We start from the raw sequence: 16,945 nt of genomic DNA, 5'->3' as shown, positions 1-16,945 counted from the left end.
CCCTGTGTTTGATTAGGCACGCGCGCCTGCATGAGCGTGCCTTGCGCGTTACCGTGCCGGCAGATAACGCGATGGATCGATCGAACTACCCTTGTAGCGCAATTCGAAATGCAGCATCACGCGATTCGTGTCGGTGTCGCCCATTTCCGCGATGGGTTGACCCTGCGTGATGCTCTGGCCCTCCTTCACGAGCAGCGCGCGGTTATGCGCGTAGGCGGTCAGGTAGTCGGCGTTGTGCTTCACGATCAGCAGGTTGCCGTAACCGCGCAGCCCATTCCCCGCATAGACTACCGTCCCCGCGGCGGCCGCCACGATCTGCGTCCCGGACGCGCCGGCAATGTCGATACCCTTCGAACTCTTGCCGTCGAAACCGCGAATCACGCTGCCTTGCGTCGGCCAGATAAGCGAAATGCTGGTGGCCGGCGTGACCAATGCGGATGACGATGGCGCCGAGTCCGATGTGCCCGCGCTGCTGCTCGTGCGGGCCGGCGGTGCTGATGACCCGGCCGAAGTCACGCTGCCTGCGGGCGGCGCCACACGCAGCACCTGGCCGACCTCGATAGCATTCGGGTCGGTGAGGTTGTTCCAGCGCGCGATGTTCTGGACCGACGTCCGGTTCGCCCGCGCGACCTTCGACACCGTGTCGCCCCGTTCAACTCGATAAAACCCTGGTCCGACCGGCGCGGAGCCGCACGCGGCGAGCACTGCGACCAACGACACGCAGGTCAGCCGTCGAATTATTTTTACCAAACCCAAAACCTCGCAAAGCGCCGCACAAACCGAAAACGCTGCGGCAAACAAACCAGTACGCGCATCGGCGAAATGTCCGATTTTACCGTCCCGGCGTCGCTGCCCTCAGAAGCGGCCCGGATGGCCGGCTAGTTGCCGCTCGTTGCCCGCTTCCTCTCTCCCTTCAGGCGGCCGGCGAAATGGTCAGCCGCAGTGCTGCCGTTTCGGTTTTTCCCGGCGCGAGCCAGCGCAGTCCGCGGCCATTGTGAATGGCATCGGGGAGTCCGACCCACGGCTCGACGCAGTAGAAATCCGATGTGGGCTCCAGGGTCCAGGTCGTCACCGCGTACCAGGGCACCGAGTCGGGGCGTTGCAGGTCGAAGTTCACCGCACGTTTCAAACCCGGCGTGACGAGGCGGACCGGGTGGTCGGAGGGGCCAGTAAAACAATGGAAACGATCCAGGATGTTGGCGTCGTCCAGCGCGTAGCGCGCGGCGCCCGGTTGCGGGTCAGTGATAGCGCCATCGTCGAGTTGCCGACGGGTTTCAGTGCGCGGCAATTCCAGGCTGCTCATGCCGCGCTGGTCGTGCGGCAGGGCGAAATAGAAATGATGGCCCGCGTAGTAGGGCAGCGGCACTTCGCCCGGATTCGACGTGGTGAGTTCGACATCGAGCGTCACGGCGTCGACCAGCCTGTATGCCGCCTCGAAACGAAACGCGAACGGGTACCCCTGGCGCGTGAAATCGTTGTCCACGAGCGTCATTCGCACGCCATGGCCGTCCGGGTCTTTCCGGTGCTCGAACGGCAGATTGCGCGCAAAACCGTGCATGGGGAGTTCGTGCACGACGCCTTCCTGATCGCGCCATTTGCCGATTTCGCCATCGACGAAATGGCGGCCGAGAAACGGAAACAATAACGGGTTGCCGCCGCGAATCTTGACGAAGTTGGACCAGTCCGGCGCGGCCGGCCAGAAAATAACCGGCTCGCCGCCGACGCGCCACGTCATCAGCCGTCCGCCCGCGCGCGGCGCGAGTTCTAGAACGGCGTCATCGAACGTGATTTCCAGGATGTCTTCAGGCTGGGATGACATGTCGGTGGTCTCCTTGAGGAAGTGGTCAAACTGCGTGATCAAACACAAGTGTTCGAACGTGCAACGAACAGACGGTGTGGCGCAATGGGCGGCTCAATTCTACGGGGAAACCCTTTTGGGGAAATTGCGACTGACACAGCCGCTTTCATTGCCCCGATAATGCAAGCACGATGTAACGCGCATGAAACATTTTTCGACCTTGACGATCTCACGCAGATCGATGGGTCCTGCCGAACGACGAGGACGATATGGATCTGGCGATGATGTTTGGAGTGTTCATTTTTGGAACGTTCGGCGCCGGCACACTGCTGTTCTTATACAAGCTGCGACCGTGACGCAGATGTGACGCAGTCAAACAAAAAGCCCGTTCTTACAACGGGCTTTTTTATTTTTTACAAAAATATTCTTTTAACCAAACGATTTGCTTTCGATGGCGAAAGGCCTACGCAAAGGCTTGGCGCTGCTTTTGGTGACCGGCATAATCGGCCCGGTTTGCTTGGCCATTTGCTGCGCCGCCGCGGCTATGCGCCTGTCGTCAATAACGAAAGAGGATCGACGCGTGACTTTGTGGTTTCTGATTTTTCTGAGCGTACTCCAGGGTGTGACTGAATTGTTCCCGGTCAGCAGTCTTGGACATACGCTTCTGGTGCCCGGCCTGATCGGGATGCACATCGATAAACACGCGCCGCAGTTGCTGCCGTTCCTGGTCGCGTTGCACCTCGGTACGGCGCTCGCGCTGCTGTGGTATTTCCGCAAGCGCTGGATTGCGCTGATCAAGGGGTTTATCGGATCGCTGCGCGGCCGCAAAAACGCCGACGGCCACATGATGTGGGCGCTGATCATTGGCACGATTCCGACGGGTATCGTCGGGCTGGTGCTTGAAAAGCGGCTTGAGGCACTGTTCCACGATCTGCGGATCGTCGCGGCGGCGTTGATGGTGAACGGCGTGCTGTTGTGGGTCGGCGACCGGCTGACGCGTGCGCGCGCCGAACGTTCGCCTGAAGACCTCACGTTCAAGCAGGCGTTCCTGGTTGGTCTTGCGCAGATCGGTGCGCTGATTCCGGGGTTTTCGCGCAGCGGACTGACGATTATCGCGGGCGTCGGCGCCGGAATGAGTTCCGAGAAAGCGGCGGAGTTCTCGTTCCTGCTTGGCACGCCGATCATCTTCGCCGCCGGCGTACTCGAATTGCCGAAGCTGTTCCACGCACCGGATCAACTCTTCGATGCCGTCCTCGGTGGCGTGCTGACGGGAATCGCGGCGTACTTGAGCGTGCGTTTCCTGATGCGTTACTTCGAAGGCCGCGGCCGGCTGGCGGCTTTCGGCTTGTATTGCGTGGTCGCGGGCGCGTTCTGTCTTGGCTGGTTCATGCTGCATCCGCAACCGGTTTAAAGCAGATTTAAAGCAGGTTTAAACCGCATTGAAGCGGGCGAGGTTTCGGAATGAGGCCTCGCATCCTTTCGATGAGGTAAAATCCCGGATCACCTGCAACGCGGCAGTAGCTCAGCTGGATAGAGCATCGGCCTTCTAAGCCGAGGGGCGGGGGTTCGAGTCCCTCCTGCCGTACCAGAACCTCGGGTTCGTCTCAACGCCTCGGGCGGGCGAAACCGCAGCATCGCGTGATGTTTAGCAGGGCGCGCTCACGCGCCCCTCCACGCTTCAAAAGGCGTTCCGCCTACTGCGCGGTCAGCGCGCTCTGGTCCCGCCACACGTTGTCCTTCACCGTCACCGCTTTCGGAATCAGCTTCGCGCGATAGAACGTATCTGCCACGCCCTGCTGGGTCGCGACAATTTTCTCATCGATCGGCGTAGCGGCATACGGTACCCGGCGTATCCACGTCTCCACCAGTCCCGCATCAAGCCCGATTTTCGGCGCGAGCAACGCCGCCGTGTCCGCCGGATGCTGTGTGACCCATGCGCCGGTCGTGCGCAACTGCTCGATCACAGCACGCACCGCCTGTGGATTCTGGGTGGCGAAGCTGCGCGTGGCCTCGTAGAAATTGAACGGTTTCGGCAACCCGGTGTAGTCCGCGAGCGTGCGCACGGTCAACGCCTTTTGGGCGGCGGCGTAATACGGGTCCCAGACGATCCATGCATCGACATCGCCGTTTTCGAAGGCCGCGCGGGCGTCCGCGGGCGCGAGATAAACCGGCTGGATATCATCGAGTTTCAAGCCCGCTTTCTGCAGTATGGCAAGCAGCAGGAAGTTCGAGCTTGATCCCTTTTGCAACGCGATGCGCCGGCCTTTCAGATCGGCCAGCGAATGGATCGGTGAATTGGGTTTGACGAACAGCGCTTCGTTGGTTTCTCCGCCTGGCTCTGCGCCGACATAAACGAAATTCACGCCCGCAGCCTGCGCAAAAATGGGCGGCGGCGCGCCGGTGTAGCCGAAATCGATGTTGCTTGTATTGAGCGCCTCGAGCAATTGCGGCCCGGCGGGAAACTCATACCAACTGACGGTATAGCCGAGCGGCTTGAGTTTTTGTTCGAGCGAACCCTGGGCCTTGAGCACGGCAAGCAGGCCTGCCTTCTGAAATCCGATCCGCAATTGCTTCGCGGGCGCACTCGCCGCGTTTTGTGCCGACGCGGACAGCGGCAACAACGTGAACGCAGCAGCGACCCATAACGCTGATAAAGACAACGACGAACCCAGCCTTTTCATGGAAATTTCCGTGGGAGAAGAGATCGCGACGATATCGTCGACCATAGCGGCGATGGGTTTGCGCGTCGAATAAGCGATGCTTCGAAGCTAATGACGGAATCCGAAAAACGGAAATGCGACAGCGGTCGACAACAAAAAAGGAAGCCGAAGCTGCCCTTGATTCATGTCGGGTTGCGAGAAATCTATGGCGTGAGTTGCCGGCACAAAAACACCAGCGTGAGCAATGCGCCGATCCAGAACACGCCGCCTATGGCGGTCATCACGCGCGGCCAGATTGGCGGCTGCGTAGCGCCGCGCGGATCGGGAACATAGGAGCACCCTGACCACTCGGACCGTTCAGGCCGTCTGGCCAGCATCCGGTCCATCGCCATGAGCCCTTTGGGCATCGTGATCGCACACGCGATAATGGCGATGCACAGCCACTCGTAGAGCGTGGGTGTCTGGGCGGTAGCGAGAAGGGTCGGCATGATCGGATTTGAAGCGTAGTCGACAAGCTTTCGATCCTAGTTTTCCGTCTCCAATGCGACTATCAGACGCTTCTGAGATAGTTCCTGGTCGCTCTGAAAAACAGAGCACATGGCCATTCGGAGGGCGTTCGGCGCTTGCAAAGTCCTTGTGCCCTCATGCTATCCTCGACGCCAGATGATCGTGATTTATCAGTCGATCCTGAGCGTTTCTGACTTTTTTGAAACGTGGTTATGGCAATCGTCGCCAATCATGCAGTCATATCGATCCTGCGGCGATCTCGCTGATGTCGCTGATGTCGCTGATCTTGCCGAAATTCAATATCAATACCAACGAGGGAGAATGTTTCATGTCATACCCATCTCGCGCGCTCAAACGCGTCTCCGTGCAATTCGCCGTGAAACTGATCGCAAGCTGTGTCGTGCTTGCCAGCGGCGCGGCGCACGCGGCCAACCTCGGGTTTCTCAACAACACGCCGATTACCTACATGAAGCAGCGCGACTTGCAGGTGCTCAACAACGCGGCGCACTCGGCGCTCGACACCAAGCAGGACGGAGAGTCGCTCGACTGGAACAACGAAGGCGCGGGTAATCCGGTTGCGGTCAACGGCACGATCACGCCGTCGGATACGAAGAAAGACGGCGACCGTACGTGCCGCAAGCTCACCATGGTGGCTCACGCCAAGGGCCAGACGCAGACCTGGGCTCCCACCGTCTGCAAGCCGGACGGCGGTAAATGGGCATTGTTGAAACAGTGACCTGTTTTAACCAGCCCGAAGTTTCCTGTCACGCGGTATCGCGAATCCGGAAGGCCGCTTAAATGGCGGACCGGACGGTTTCGTGCGGCGTCGTGATTCTTAACACGCAAGGGGACGTGTTGCTGTGCCACGCGACCGAGACGTCGCACTGGGATATTCCGAAAGGCCAGGGTGAGGCGGACGAACAACCCGTGGAAGCGGCGTTGCGGGAACTCGTGGAAGAGACGGGGATCGTGCTGAATGCGGATCGGTTGAAGGATCTGGGGCGGTTTGTTTATCGCCGCGACAAGGACCTGCATCTGTTTGCGGTGCGAGTGACCGACGACGAAGTGAAGCTTGAAGAGTGCGTCTGCGAATCGTATTTTCCGCGTCGCCGGGACGGCGCGATGATCCCCGAAATGGACGCGTACAGATGGGTCACGCCGGTTGATGTCGATCAGTACGCAAGCCGCAGCCTCGCGCGCCTGTTCCAGACCACGTTGTCGCTGACTGAGCTGCACCAGACGCTCGCCTGAGCCGGAAGGCTTGGGCGTGCGTCGTGTCGCGGGTCGCCATTGATCGGCGCTGGCTACTTGGCCAATGCTAGTTTTCGGAGGCGTGGTCGTTCGGATTGGCGAACAACGCTCTCATTTCTGGCGACAGAGGGAACCGCAAGTTGATGTTATCGGGGGGAATGGCTTGCATGAACCACTGGTCGTAGAGTTTTTCGGCTTCGCCTGAGCGCTCCATGTCGGCAATCACGTCATCGGCCAGTTTCTTGAAGACCGGGTCGCCCTTGCGCATCATGCATGCGTAGGATTCGTGCGCGAGCGAGTCGCCCGTGACCATGTACTCGTTTTGGGCCGGACCTTCCTGGGCTATTTTTCCGTACAGCAACGGATCATCCATCACGAACGCCACGGCGCGGCCGGTTTTCAATGCATCGAAACCTTCTGCGTGGTCTTTCGCGCTGAAGATTCGGAGATCGAGTTTCCGGTTCAGCGACAGCTCCCGCAGTAGCTGTTCGTCGGATGTGCCTGCTGTGGTCGATACAGTCTTGCCGGCAAGATCGGCGTAGTTGGAAATGCCGGATTTTTGCTTTACCGCCATCCGGATGCCGTAGCTGAAGAAGCTGTTCGAGAACGCGACCAATTGCTCCCGGTCACGAATGTGGGCGGTCGATCCGCACTCCAGGTCGATCTGGTGATTTACCACATACGACAATCGGTTCGCCGACGTGATGACGACCGTGCTCACGGCAAGCCGCGGTGTTTGCAAGCGGCGCCTGACTTCGTCGACTATTTTGAGCGCAATGGCCTGTGAATAGCCGATAGGCTGTCCGTTCGCGTCGAGATAGGAGAAGGGGACCGACGACTCGCGCACGCCGAGAACAATGCTGTTGTTCTCGGCGATCTTGCGTAACGTAGGCGAGGACAGGTCGACTGTGCCCGCGAAAGCCGTTTGCGCCGCGACCAGCAGCGCGAACGCGCACGACATGCGAGACGTGCGTGACACGTGCCACGCGCGGACGAACGACCTTGGCAAGGTGCGTTGCAAAGGATCCCCCAACAACAATGAGCGTGCGTACGTTCGGCGGAATGCGCCGATGGCTTTAGGCCGGCTTGGTCCAGCTATCGCGCAGGCTGACGATGCGATTGAACACCGGCATGCCGGGTTTCGAATCGATACGGTCGGCGACGAAATAGCCGTGGCGTTCGAACTGGTAGCGATCTTCGGCGTTTGCCTGGCGTGCGCCCGGTTCGAGATAAGCACGCACAATGCGCTTCGAGTCCGGGTTCAGCGCATCAAGAAACTCTGCGCCGCCTGCGCCAGGTTGCGGTTCTTTGAAGAGGCGGTCGTAGATCCGCACTTCGGCTTCGTACGCGCCTTCTGCGCTGACCCAGTGAATGGTGCCCTTGACCTTATAGCCGTTTGCGCCTTCCGTGCCGGACTTGCTATCGGGGAAATACGTGCAATGCACGGCCGTGATGTTGCCGTGCTCGTCCTTATCCGCGCCAGTGCATTCCACGACGAAGCCGTACTTCAGCCGTACCTTGTTGCCCGGGAACAAACGGAAATAGCCTTTCTTCGGCGCTTCCTGGAAGTCCTCGCGCTCGATCCACAATTCCCTTGAAAACGGAAATTCGCGGGTGCCGCGCTCAGGATGATGCGGGTGAACCGGCGCACTGCAATTTTCGCTCGTGCCTTCCGGATAGTTGTCGATGATCAGTTTCAGCGGGTCCAGCACCGCGATTGCACGGGGCGCCTTTTCGTCGAGATCGTCGCGCAACGCGCCTTCCAGCACGCTCATGTCGATCCACGAATCCACCTTCGTCACCGCCACGCGGTCGCACATGAGCCGGATGCTTTCCGGCGTGAAACCCCGACGCCGAACGCCAACGATTGTTGGCATGCGCGGGTCGTCCCAGCCGTCGACGTGATTTTCCGTCACCAGTTGCAGCAGCTTGCGTTTGCTGGTGATCGCGTAGGTCAGGTTCAGGCGGGAGAATTCGATTTGCTGCGGCAGCGGACGGGTGAACTTGCCGTCGTCGGCGAGTTGATTCAGGAACCAGTCGTACAGCGGACGGTGATCTTCAAACTCGAGCGTGCACAGTGAATGCGTGATGTTTTCGAGCGCGTCCGACACACAATGCGTGTAGTCGTACATGGGGTAGATGCACCATGTGTCACCGGTCCGGTAATGATGCGCAAAACGAATCCGGTAGATCACGGGATCGCGCATGTTGAAATTCGGCGATGCCATGTCGATTTTCGCGCGCAGCACGTGCTCGCCTTCCTTGAACTCGCCTGCTTTCATGCGGCGGAACAGGTCGAGGTTCTCTTCCGGCGTGCGGTCGCGGAATGGCGAATTCTTGCCGGGCTCCTGGGCCGAGCCGCGTGTGAGGCGCATCTCTTCGGCCGACTGGCTGTCTACATAAGCCTGGCCGCGTTCGATCAGCAGCTCGGCGAATTCGTAGAGTTTGTCGTAGTAGTCGCTGGCGAAGTACAGGTGTTCGGTGCCGTCTTTGTTCCAGTCGAAGCCGAGCCATTTGACGGCGTCGATGATGGAATCGACGTATTCGACGCTTTCCTTTTCCGGGTTCGTGTCGTCGAAACGGAGGTGGCAGACGCCGCCGTAATCACGCGCGATGCCGAAATTGACGCAAATGCTCTTCGCATGGCCAATGTGCAGATAGCCATTTGGCTCGGGCGGAAAACGTGTTTCGACCCGCTGCGACCATTTGCCGTTGCGATTGTCTTCGTCAATGATATTGCGGATGAAATTGTTTACCGCCGGGGCGTCGTTGCGATCGGTGTTCATGCGAGAAAAAGGAGAGCGGACGAGGGCGCTAGCGTTGAAGACCTGCGGCTTGCGTTCGGTAAGACTTATCTGGTCTTTCGATTCTACCTTAGCGAGAGGGTCAGGACAGCGCAGGCCGGGATTTTGCCGCGATGTGCGGCGTGGCTGCGACATCCGGGAGCCATCGCGGATGGTTGTTTGGTTGTTGTTTGGTTGCGGTGCGGTTGTAACCAGGCCACGGCGTTTTCAACACTGGTTGTATCCAGCGTAACGGGACGTAAATCGAATTGTCGACGTTGAGGGGAGGATTTTAAGATAGCCACGCGTTCCGAAATAATGAAATTGAAAGGTTTTGGATGCAGATGGTATCGACGATAAAAAGGACAATTTCATCATGGACAAGATCACGCGGGTTTCTTTTCAGGTTGCGCGGGTCGCGGCAATTGGGGTGTTTATCGCTTCGCTTTCGGCCTGTGCGGTGAGCCGTACGCAGGCGCACGCGGGTATTGGGGCGGCTGCCGGCGGGGCATTGGGTTATGTGCTGACGGGTGGTCCGATTGGGACGGTCGCGGGCGCGGCGGCGGGCGGGTTGATCGGGGCTGGAGTGAGATAAGATTTTCGTTCGCACCGGTGGACGGTTTGGGGTTTTTCAGGGTTCGTGAGTGGGGCTGATGTCCGGGTTGCCAGGGTTTTGGGGTGGGAGCGGGCGGGGTTAGTGCCAGTGCCGGATTGGTCGGTTCTGGGGTTAGCGGTCGGGGTCTATGCCGGGTTGCTGCTTTCAGTGTTAGTGGTCTGCGAGAGTCGGATTTTCTCTTTATCACTATTAGCCACTGTGCGTGGCGGCACGTCATTTCTTTGTCCAAAGCGACAAAGAAACGAAGCAAAGAAAACGCTTTCAACCACGCTACCCTAAGTGTCCACAGCGTGCAGTTTCTATTCATAGGTGCCCCAAAAGCACGGTGCTCGCCAGAGCGAAGGATGTGTGAACCCCTCTTTCTCCGAACACGGATACCCACACGCTTCGCCACCAGTGATTGAACCTGCCCAAGGAGCACCCCGCGCTATCCGCGGACGACCAACCACCAAATGTGCATGCGCCTCGAACCAACTAGCTAACCCTTCTGGAAACAAGGCCGCGAAAATGCGTGAGGCCGTAGTCGGCGAAAATAAGCGGGTGGTCCACGCAGTTAACCCGCCAAGAAATGAAGTATCAATACGGAAGTACCAATACGCGAGATGCTATTGCCGGCGGAAACAACTGTTCAGACCACGTAGCCAATGCGCCAAAAAACGAAACCGAAAAGGCGCGTGAGGCCGTGGTGGTTCCTTGGCAATGGTGCTTGCCCGAGAGCGTACGGGGCGAAGCGTGTTCGTGTCAGGATTCGCGAGAAGGAGGGGTTCAGACATCCTCCGCTCTGGCGAGCACCGTGCTTTTGGGGCACCTATGAATAGAAACTGCACGCTGTGGACACTTAGGGTAGCGTGGTTGAAAGCGTTTTCTTTGCTTCGTTTCTTTGTCGCTTTGGACAAAGAAATGACGTGCCGCCACGCACAGTGGCTAACAGTGATAAAGAGAAAATCCGACTCTTGCAGACCGCTAACGCTGAAAGCACCAACCCGGCACTGACCCCAACCGCCAACCCCAAAAAAACCTGGCAACCGGACATCACCCTCCCCCGCGAGCCCTGAAAACCGTCCACCGGTGCGAACGAAAAGCCCCGTCCACCAGTGCGAACAAAATCCCCCTCCAAACCCCGTATAATCGACAATCCCATTTTGGCACCCGGCACCGGCCCGCCCGCGCGAGCGACTAAACACAAAAGTCAGAAGCTCCGCCCCCAGCGCCGCCGCCGTACAAAACAGCAGACCCGCACGCCATGAAAGCCGCCGACATCCGCGAGAAATTCCTCAAGTTCTTTGAATCGAAGGGCCACACGATCGTCCGCTCGTCGAGCCTCGTGCCCGGCAACGATCCCACGCTCCTGTTCGTCAACTCCGGCATGGTCCAGTTCAAGGACGTCTTCCTCGGCACGGAGAGCCGGCCGTATTCGCGCGCCACGACCTCGCAGCGCAGCGTGCGCGCCGGCGGCAAGCACAACGACCTCGAAAACGTCGGCTACACAGCCCGCCATCACACGTTCTTTGAAATGCTGGGCAACTTCTCGTTCGGCGACTATTTCAAGCGCGACGCCATCCACTATTGCTGGGAACTGCTGACCAAGGTCTACGGCCTGCCGCCGGAAATGCTCACGGTCACGGTCTACCAGGAAGACGACGAAGCGTTCGCCATCTGGGAAAACGAAATCGGCGTGCCGAAGGAACGGATCATCCGGATCGGCGACAACAAGGGCGCGCGCTACGCATCGGATAATTTCTGGACCATGGGCGACACCGGCCCGTGCGGCCCGTGCTCGGAAGTGTTCTACGACCACGGCCCGGAAATCTGGGGCGGCCCGCCGGGATCCCCGGAAGAGGACGGCGACCGCTTCATCGAGATCTGGAATCTCGTGTTCATGCAGTTCAACCGCGACGTCCAGGGCAACATGACGAAGCTGCCCAAGCAGAGCGTCGATACCGGCATGGGCCTCGAACGCCTCGCCGCGGTGCTCCAGCATGTGCACAGCAACTACGAGATCGACCTGTTCCAGACGCTGATCAAGGCCGCCGCCCGCGAAACCGACACGCCGGATCTCACCAACAACTCGCTGAAGGTGATCGCGGACCATATTCGTGCATGCTCGTTCCTGATCGTCGACGGCGTGATTCCCGGCAACGAAGGCCGCGGTTATGTGCTGCGCCGGATCGTGCGCCGCGCCATCCGCCACGGCTACAAACTCGGCCGCAAGGGCGCGTTTTTCCATAAGCTCGTGGCCGATCTGGTCGAGGAAATGGGCGCGGCCTACCCTGAACTCAAGGACGCGCAAACGCGCGTGACGGACGTTCTGCGGCAGGAAGAAGAACGTTTCTTCGAGACAATCGAACACGGCATGTCGATGCTCGAAACAGAACTCGCCACGCTCGACGCCAAGGGCTCCAAGCAACTGGACGGCGAACTCGCGTTCAAACTCCACGACACATTCGGCTTCCCGCTGGATCTGACCGCGGACGTTTGCCGCGAGCGCGGCATCACGGTCGACGAAGCTGCGTTCGACGAAGCCATGGCACGTCAACGCGAGCAGGCTCGTTCGGCCGGCAAGTTCAAGTCGGCGCAAGGCCTGGACTACGCGGGCACGAAAACCACGTTCCACGGCTACGAAAACGAAATCTTCGACGACGCCAAAGTGGTCGCGCTCTACGTGGACGGTGGTTCGGTGAAGGAAGCGCAGGCCGGCCAGCAGGCCGTCGTCGTGCTCGATCACACGCCGTTCTACGCCGAATCGGGCGGTCAGGCGGGCGATCAGGGCGTGCTCGCGAACGCGGTGGTGCGCTTCGCCGTCGTCGATACCCTCAAGGTCCAGTCCGACGTCGTTGGCCATCACGGCACGGTCGAGCAGGGCACGCTGAAAGTAGGCGACGTAGTGAAGGCGGAAATCGATACGGTTCGCCGTCTTCGCACCGCCCGCAATCACTCGGCCACGCACTTGATGCACAAGGCGCTGCGCGAAGTGCTCGGCAGCCACGTGCAGCAAAAGGGTTCGCTCGTCGATCCGGACAAGACCCGCTTCGACTTCGCGCACAACGCGCCTATGACCGACGAGCAGATTCGTCGCGTGGAAGAAATCGTCAACGCCGAAGTGCTGGCAAACGCGCCGGGTATCGTGCGCGTGATGCCGTATGACGAGGCCGTGAAGGGCGGCGCGATGGCGTTGTTCGGCGAAAAATACGGCGACGAAGTGCGCGTGCTCGACCTCGGTTTTTCGCGCGAACTTTGCGGCGGCACGCACGTGCATCGCACGGGCGACATCGGCTTGTTCAAGATCGTGATGGAAGGTGGCGTGGCTGCCGGGATTCGCCGCGTGGAAGCGATCACCGGCGACAACGCCGTGCGCTTCGTGCAGGAACTCGATGCGCGGATCAACGCGGCATCGGCGCTGCTGAAGGCGCAGCCGTCCGAACTCACGCAGCGCATCACGCAGGTTCAGGAGCACGTGAAGGCGCTGGAAAAGGAACTCGGCGCGCTGAAGTCGAAGCTTGCATCCAGCCAGGGCGACGAACTCGTGTCGCAGGCGGTCGAGATCGGTGGCATCCATGTGCTGGCGGCGCAGTTGCCGGGCGCGGATAGCAAGACGCTGCGCGAAACCGTCGATAAATTGAAGGACAAGCTGAAGAACGCAGCCATCGTTCTGGCAGCCGTCGATGGCAACAAGGTCAGCCTGATTGCAGGCGTGACAGCGGAGGCATCGAAGAAGGTTAAAGCGGGGGATCTGGTGAACTTCGTCGCGCAGCAAGTTGGCGGCAAGGGCGGCGGACGGCCGGATATGGCGCAAGCGGGCGGCACCGAGCCGGAGAACCTGGAAGCGGCACTGGCCGGCGTGAATGACTGGGTGAAGGGAAAGCTCTAAGCGTCTAGCTGCGTCTAGCCGCGTTCAACTTACTACGCGCCTCAATGTTTTGAAAAAAGCCCGTTCTGCTGCGACAGAGAACGGGCTTTTTTTCGTCCACGAAAAAGGGGTCGCTACGCGGCCTTGAAAGGCGGATGCCACAGCAAGCATCCGCGAAAACCGCAAGCAAAACGACAGGTACGCGACTTGCCATGCTTTAGTCAGCGCAGGCACGAAGCCTTGTGCATCGACTACGAAAGGAACCTGTCTCATGAATCGAAAACTCGTCACACTCGTCGCTGCTTCTTCGATGTTTTTCGCCACGGGTGCCGTCTACGCCAAAGGATGTCTGGAAGGTGCGGCAGTAGGCGGCGTGGCGGGCCACGTTGCGGGCAAGCACGGCGCGGTGGGCGCAGCCGGCGGTTGCGCGATCGGTCATCACGAAGCAAACAAGAAGGACAAGAAGGCGCAGCAGGCTGCGGGATCTGATCAACCCGCCGGAAAATAAATCGCAAAGCGGTCAGCGAACAGGGGACAAACAGACACGGGCTTGGCGGTTATTGACGTCTCCGCGTGTTCACGCTCGAAACGTTAAAATGACGGCCACACTCACCTTCGCCTTGGCCACCCTGACCGCATGCAACATTTCGCCTCCGACAACTACGCCGGCATCTGCCCCGAAGCGCTCGCCGCGCTGATCGAAGCCAATAACAGCGGCCACGAGCCGGCCTACGGCGACGATTCCTGGACTCAAGGCGTGTGCGACCGCATCCGCGACCTGTTTCAGACCGACTGCGAAGTCTTCTTCGTCTTCAACGGCACGGCGGCCAATTCACTGGCGCTCGCATCGCTCTGCCAGTCGTATCACTCAGTGATTTGCCACGAGCTCGCGCACATCGAAACCGATGAATGCGGCGGCCCCGAATTCTTCTCGGGCGGTTCGAAATTGCTGACGGCGCCGGGTATCGACGGAAAGCTTACGCCGGATGCTATTGAAGCCATTGTCACGCGTCGCGCTGACATTCACTATCCGAAGCCCAAGGTCGTCACGCTGACGCAGTCCACCGAAGTGGGCACCGTCTACAGCGTGGAAGAAGTCCGCGCGATCGCAGCGATCGCGAAACGCCGTCATTTGAAGGTCCACATGGACGGCGCACGGTTTGCGAACGCGGTTGCGTCGCTGAATGTGCATCCGTCGGAAATCACGTGGCGCGCGGGTGTCGACGTGCTGTGTTTCGGCGGCACGAAGAACGGCCTGCCGGTCGGCGAGGCAGTGATTTTCTTCGATAAGGCGCTGGCCGTCGACTTTGCGTATCGGCTGAAACAGGCGGGGCAACTGGCGTCGAAGATGCGGTTTATCTCGGCGCCGTGGCTCGGCTTGCTCAATAACGATGTCTGGCTGCGCAACGCACGCCATGCAAACGCAATGGCGCAATTGATGGCCGCGCGGCTGGAAGGCATAGAAGGCGTGAAGGTGATGTTCAAGCCGCAAGGGAACGCGGTGTTCGCCGAGCTGCCGCCGGCTGTTGCGCAAGCGCTGCGTAACAAGGGCTGGAAGTTTTATCAGTTCATCGGATCGGGCGGCTGCCGGCTGATGTGTGCGTGGGACACGCTGCCGGAAACGGTGGAACAGTTCGCCGCCGAGATCCGCGCGCTTTGCTCGGTCCACTGACTTTTCGAGTCTCCGGAATCACACCATGATCGAATACCAATTCTGTCCACGCGATGCCAACCAGCTGGTCGAACGCACCGACGAAAGCCACGAAGGCGGGCGCGTGCGACTCGCGTGTCCGGACCCGGAATGCGGCTTCGTGCACTGGAACAATCCGCTGCCGGTGGTCGCGGCAATCGTGGAGTACGAGGGCAAGATCCTGCTCGCGCGCAATGCAGCGTGGGTCGAGGGCATGTTCGCGCTGATCACGGGTTTTCTCGAGAACGGCGAGACGCCCGAGGAAGGCATCGCGCGGGAAGTGCTTGAAGAAACGTCGCTGGTCGCGCAGTCGGTGGAACTGGTCGGCGTGTACGAATTCATCCGCAAGAACGAGCTGATCATCGCGTATCACGTGAAGGCGAACGGGAGCATCAGCCTGTCGCCGGAATTGCTCGAATATCGTCTGGTCGAGCCGGCGAAGCTCAGGCCGTGGCGCGCGGGAACCGGCCATGCCGTGGCCGAATGGATGCGCCGTCGCGGCCTGGCCGTGGAATATGTGGACCGGCCGGGGCAGTAGCATCCGTCAAGCCCGCACGAACCATGCGTCCGCGCGGATTGACGGACTCCCGCCGGACTCCTAACATGCCTGACGCCTCACTCAACCGCGGACACTCGTCATGGCCTTCATTTTCTACGTTACCCACATCCACCTCGGTTACGACGCACTCGCTATGCTCGACAGCGAATGCACGCGCGTCGGCATCAAGCGGCCGCTGATCATCACGGACAAAGGCGTCCTGGCCGCGGGGCTGGTGTCGCAAACCGTGCAGGCGCTGAACCTGGATGCGGGCGCTGTTCCCATCTTCGATGAGACCCCGTCGAATCCTACTGAAGCGATGGTGATGAAAGCCGCCGCGCTCTACAAAAGCGAAGGCTGCGATGGCCTGATCGCCGTGGGCGGCGGTTCGTCCATCGATCTGGCGAAGGGCGTCGCGATCATGGCGACCCATCCGGGGACGCTGACGGAGTACGCGACCATCGAAGGCGGCAGCAACAAGATCACCGCTGAGGCCGCACCGCTGATTGCTGTGCCGACCACCTCGGGCACCGGCAGCGAAGTGGCGCGCGGGGCGATCATTATTCTCGACGATGGCCGCAAGCTCGGCTTCCACTCGTGGCATCTGCTACCCAAGTCGGCCGTTTGCGATCCGTCGCTGACGCTGGGCTTGCCGCCCATGCTTACCGCTGCAACCGGCATGGACGCGATCGCGCATTGCATCGAAACGTTTCTCGCCCCGGCGTTCAATCCGCCGGCCGATGGCATCGCGCTGGATGGGCTTGAGCGCGCGTGGGCGTCTATCGAGCGGGCGACGCACGATGGCCAGGACCGCGATGCGCGCCTGAACATGATGAGTGCGTCGATGCAGGGCGCCATGGCGTTCCAGAAGGGTCTGGGCTGCGTGCATTCGCTCTCGCATCCGCTGGGAGGTTTGGTCGTGAACGGGCGCACCGGGCTGCATCACGGCACGCTGAATGCGGTTGTTCTTCCGGCCGTACTGCGCTTCAACGAAAGCGCGCCGAGCGTGGTGGCCGACAAGCGTTTTGCACGGATGCGCCGCGTGATGAATCTCGCCGCCGATGCTGATATCGCTCAGGCCGTCCACGACATGACCGAGCGTCTCGGCCTGCCGACCCGCCTGTCGCAAATGGGTGTCGAGCAGGACATGTTCGACAAGGTGATCAAGGGTGCGCTTGCCGATCATTGTCACAAGACCAATCCGCGCGAGGCGAGTGCGGACGATTATCGGCGGATGCTGCAGGAGTCGTTCTGA

The 16,945-nt window shown here is 60.1% G+C and carries 16 protein-coding genes and 1 tRNA gene; 11 read left to right on the top strand and 6 right to left on the bottom strand.

Annotation, left to right across the window (positions count from 1 at the left end):
* Positions 1-48: 48 nt before the first annotated feature.
* Together HB376_RS32340 and HB376_RS32335 are read right to left on the bottom strand one after the other, a co-directional pair.
* A complete protein-coding gene (locus tag HB376_RS32340) occupies positions 49-720 on the bottom strand; it encodes a peptidoglycan DD-metalloendopeptidase family protein (RefSeq protein ID WP_346730625.1) in 672 nt (223 codons plus the stop codon).
* 193 nt (positions 721-913) lie between these two features.
* Complete coding sequence (locus tag HB376_RS32335) at positions 914-1,819, bottom strand: aldose epimerase (RefSeq protein ID WP_213767731.1); 906 nt, start codon at positions 1,817-1,819, stop codon at positions 914-916.
* Positions 1,820-2,101: 282 nt separating this feature from the next.
* On the opposite strand from HB376_RS32335, the gene HB376_RS32330 reads away from it, so the two are divergent.
* The 3 genes from HB376_RS32330 (at position 2,102) to HB376_RS32320 (ending at position 3,386) form a co-directional block, all read left to right on the top strand.
* Positions 2,102-2,428: a hypothetical protein gene (locus HB376_RS32330; RefSeq protein ID WP_213767730.1), complete on the top strand. Its 327-nt coding sequence runs from the start codon at positions 2,102-2,104 to the stop codon at positions 2,426-2,428.
* Positions 2,379-3,209, top strand: coding sequence for an undecaprenyl-diphosphate phosphatase (locus tag HB376_RS32325; protein WP_213767729.1), 831 nt, complete (start codon positions 2,379-2,381; stop codon positions 3,207-3,209). The genes HB376_RS32330 and HB376_RS32325 overlap by 50 nt, the downstream gene beginning before the upstream one ends.
* 100 nt (positions 3,210-3,309) lie before the next feature.
* A tRNA-Arg gene (locus HB376_RS32320) sits at positions 3,310-3,386 on the top strand.
* A gap of 106 nt (positions 3,387-3,492) precedes the next feature.
* Here HB376_RS32320 and HB376_RS32315 read toward each other — a convergent pair.
* Both HB376_RS32315 and HB376_RS32310 read right to left on the bottom strand, forming a co-directional pair.
* Positions 3,493-4,479 carry a sulfonate ABC transporter substrate-binding protein gene (locus HB376_RS32315; protein WP_213767728.1) on the bottom strand — a complete coding sequence of 329 codons (987 nt, stop codon included), beginning with the start codon at positions 4,477-4,479 and terminating at the stop codon, positions 3,493-3,495.
* A gap of 182 nt (positions 4,480-4,661) precedes the next feature.
* Positions 4,662-4,946, bottom strand: a complete 285-nt coding sequence (locus HB376_RS32310; RefSeq protein WP_213767727.1) for a hypothetical protein — start codon at positions 4,944-4,946, stop codon at positions 4,662-4,664.
* 347 nt (positions 4,947-5,293) lie between these two features.
* Here HB376_RS32310 and HB376_RS32305 point away from each other — a divergent pair, with 347 nt between their 5' ends.
* A complete protein-coding gene (locus HB376_RS32305; RefSeq protein ID WP_213767726.1) occupies positions 5,294-5,701 on the top strand; it encodes an RT0821/Lpp0805 family surface protein in 408 nt (135 codons plus the stop codon).
* 62 nt (positions 5,702-5,763) lie between these two features.
* Positions 5,764-6,216, top strand: a complete 453-nt coding sequence (locus tag HB376_RS32300) for an NUDIX domain-containing protein (RefSeq protein ID WP_213767725.1) — start codon at positions 5,764-5,766, stop codon at positions 6,214-6,216.
* Between the two features lie 67 nt (positions 6,217-6,283).
* Here the strand turns inward: HB376_RS32300 and HB376_RS32295 are convergent, their stop codons facing one another.
* Together HB376_RS32295 and HB376_RS32290 are read right to left on the bottom strand one after the other, a co-directional pair.
* Complete coding sequence (locus tag HB376_RS32295; RefSeq protein WP_346730624.1) at positions 6,284-7,195, bottom strand: transporter substrate-binding domain-containing protein; 912 nt, start codon at positions 7,193-7,195, stop codon at positions 6,284-6,286.
* Between the two features lie 97 nt (positions 7,196-7,292).
* Positions 7,293-9,002, bottom strand: a complete 1,710-nt coding sequence (locus HB376_RS32290) for a glutamine--tRNA ligase/YqeY domain fusion protein (RefSeq protein ID WP_213767724.1) — start codon at positions 9,000-9,002, stop codon at positions 7,293-7,295.
* A gap of 373 nt (positions 9,003-9,375) precedes the next feature.
* On the opposite strand from HB376_RS32290, the gene HB376_RS32285 reads away from it, so the two are divergent.
* The 6 genes from HB376_RS32285 to HB376_RS32260 all read left to right on the top strand — a co-directional run bounded on the left by HB376_RS32285 (position 9,376) and on the right by HB376_RS32260 (position 16,945).
* Positions 9,376-9,594: an ornithine acetyltransferase gene (locus tag HB376_RS32285; protein ID WP_213767723.1), complete on the top strand. Its 219-nt coding sequence runs from the start codon at positions 9,376-9,378 to the stop codon at positions 9,592-9,594.
* Between the two features lie 1,264 nt (positions 9,595-10,858).
* A complete protein-coding gene (gene alaS / locus HB376_RS32280; protein ID WP_213767722.1) occupies positions 10,859-13,483 on the top strand; it encodes an alanine--tRNA ligase in 2,625 nt (874 codons plus the stop codon).
* 250 nt (positions 13,484-13,733) lie between these two features.
* The gene (locus HB376_RS32275) at positions 13,734-13,970 is read left to right on the top strand and encodes a hypothetical protein (RefSeq protein ID WP_213767721.1); all 237 of its coding nucleotides are present in this window, start codon (positions 13,734-13,736) and stop codon (positions 13,968-13,970) included.
* Positions 13,971-14,099: 129 nt separating this feature from the next.
* On the top strand, positions 14,100-15,134 hold the full coding sequence (locus tag HB376_RS32270) for a low specificity L-threonine aldolase (protein ID WP_213767720.1): 1,035 nt from the start codon (positions 14,100-14,102) through the stop codon (positions 15,132-15,134).
* Between the two features lie 25 nt (positions 15,135-15,159).
* Complete coding sequence (locus HB376_RS32265; RefSeq protein ID WP_213767719.1) at positions 15,160-15,690, top strand: NUDIX domain-containing protein; 531 nt, start codon at positions 15,160-15,162, stop codon at positions 15,688-15,690.
* A gap of 100 nt (positions 15,691-15,790) precedes the next feature.
* A complete protein-coding gene (locus HB376_RS32260) occupies positions 15,791-16,945 on the top strand; it encodes an iron-containing alcohol dehydrogenase (protein WP_213767718.1) in 1,155 nt (384 codons plus the stop codon).

Source organism: Caballeronia sp. dw_19, assembly GCF_018449515.1.
In the GTDB taxonomy this organism is placed as follows: Bacteria; Pseudomonadota; Gammaproteobacteria; order Burkholderiales; family Burkholderiaceae; genus Caballeronia.
The sequence above is the reverse complement of the archived record's forward strand: the minus strand, read 5'-3'. Positions and strand labels throughout refer to the sequence as shown.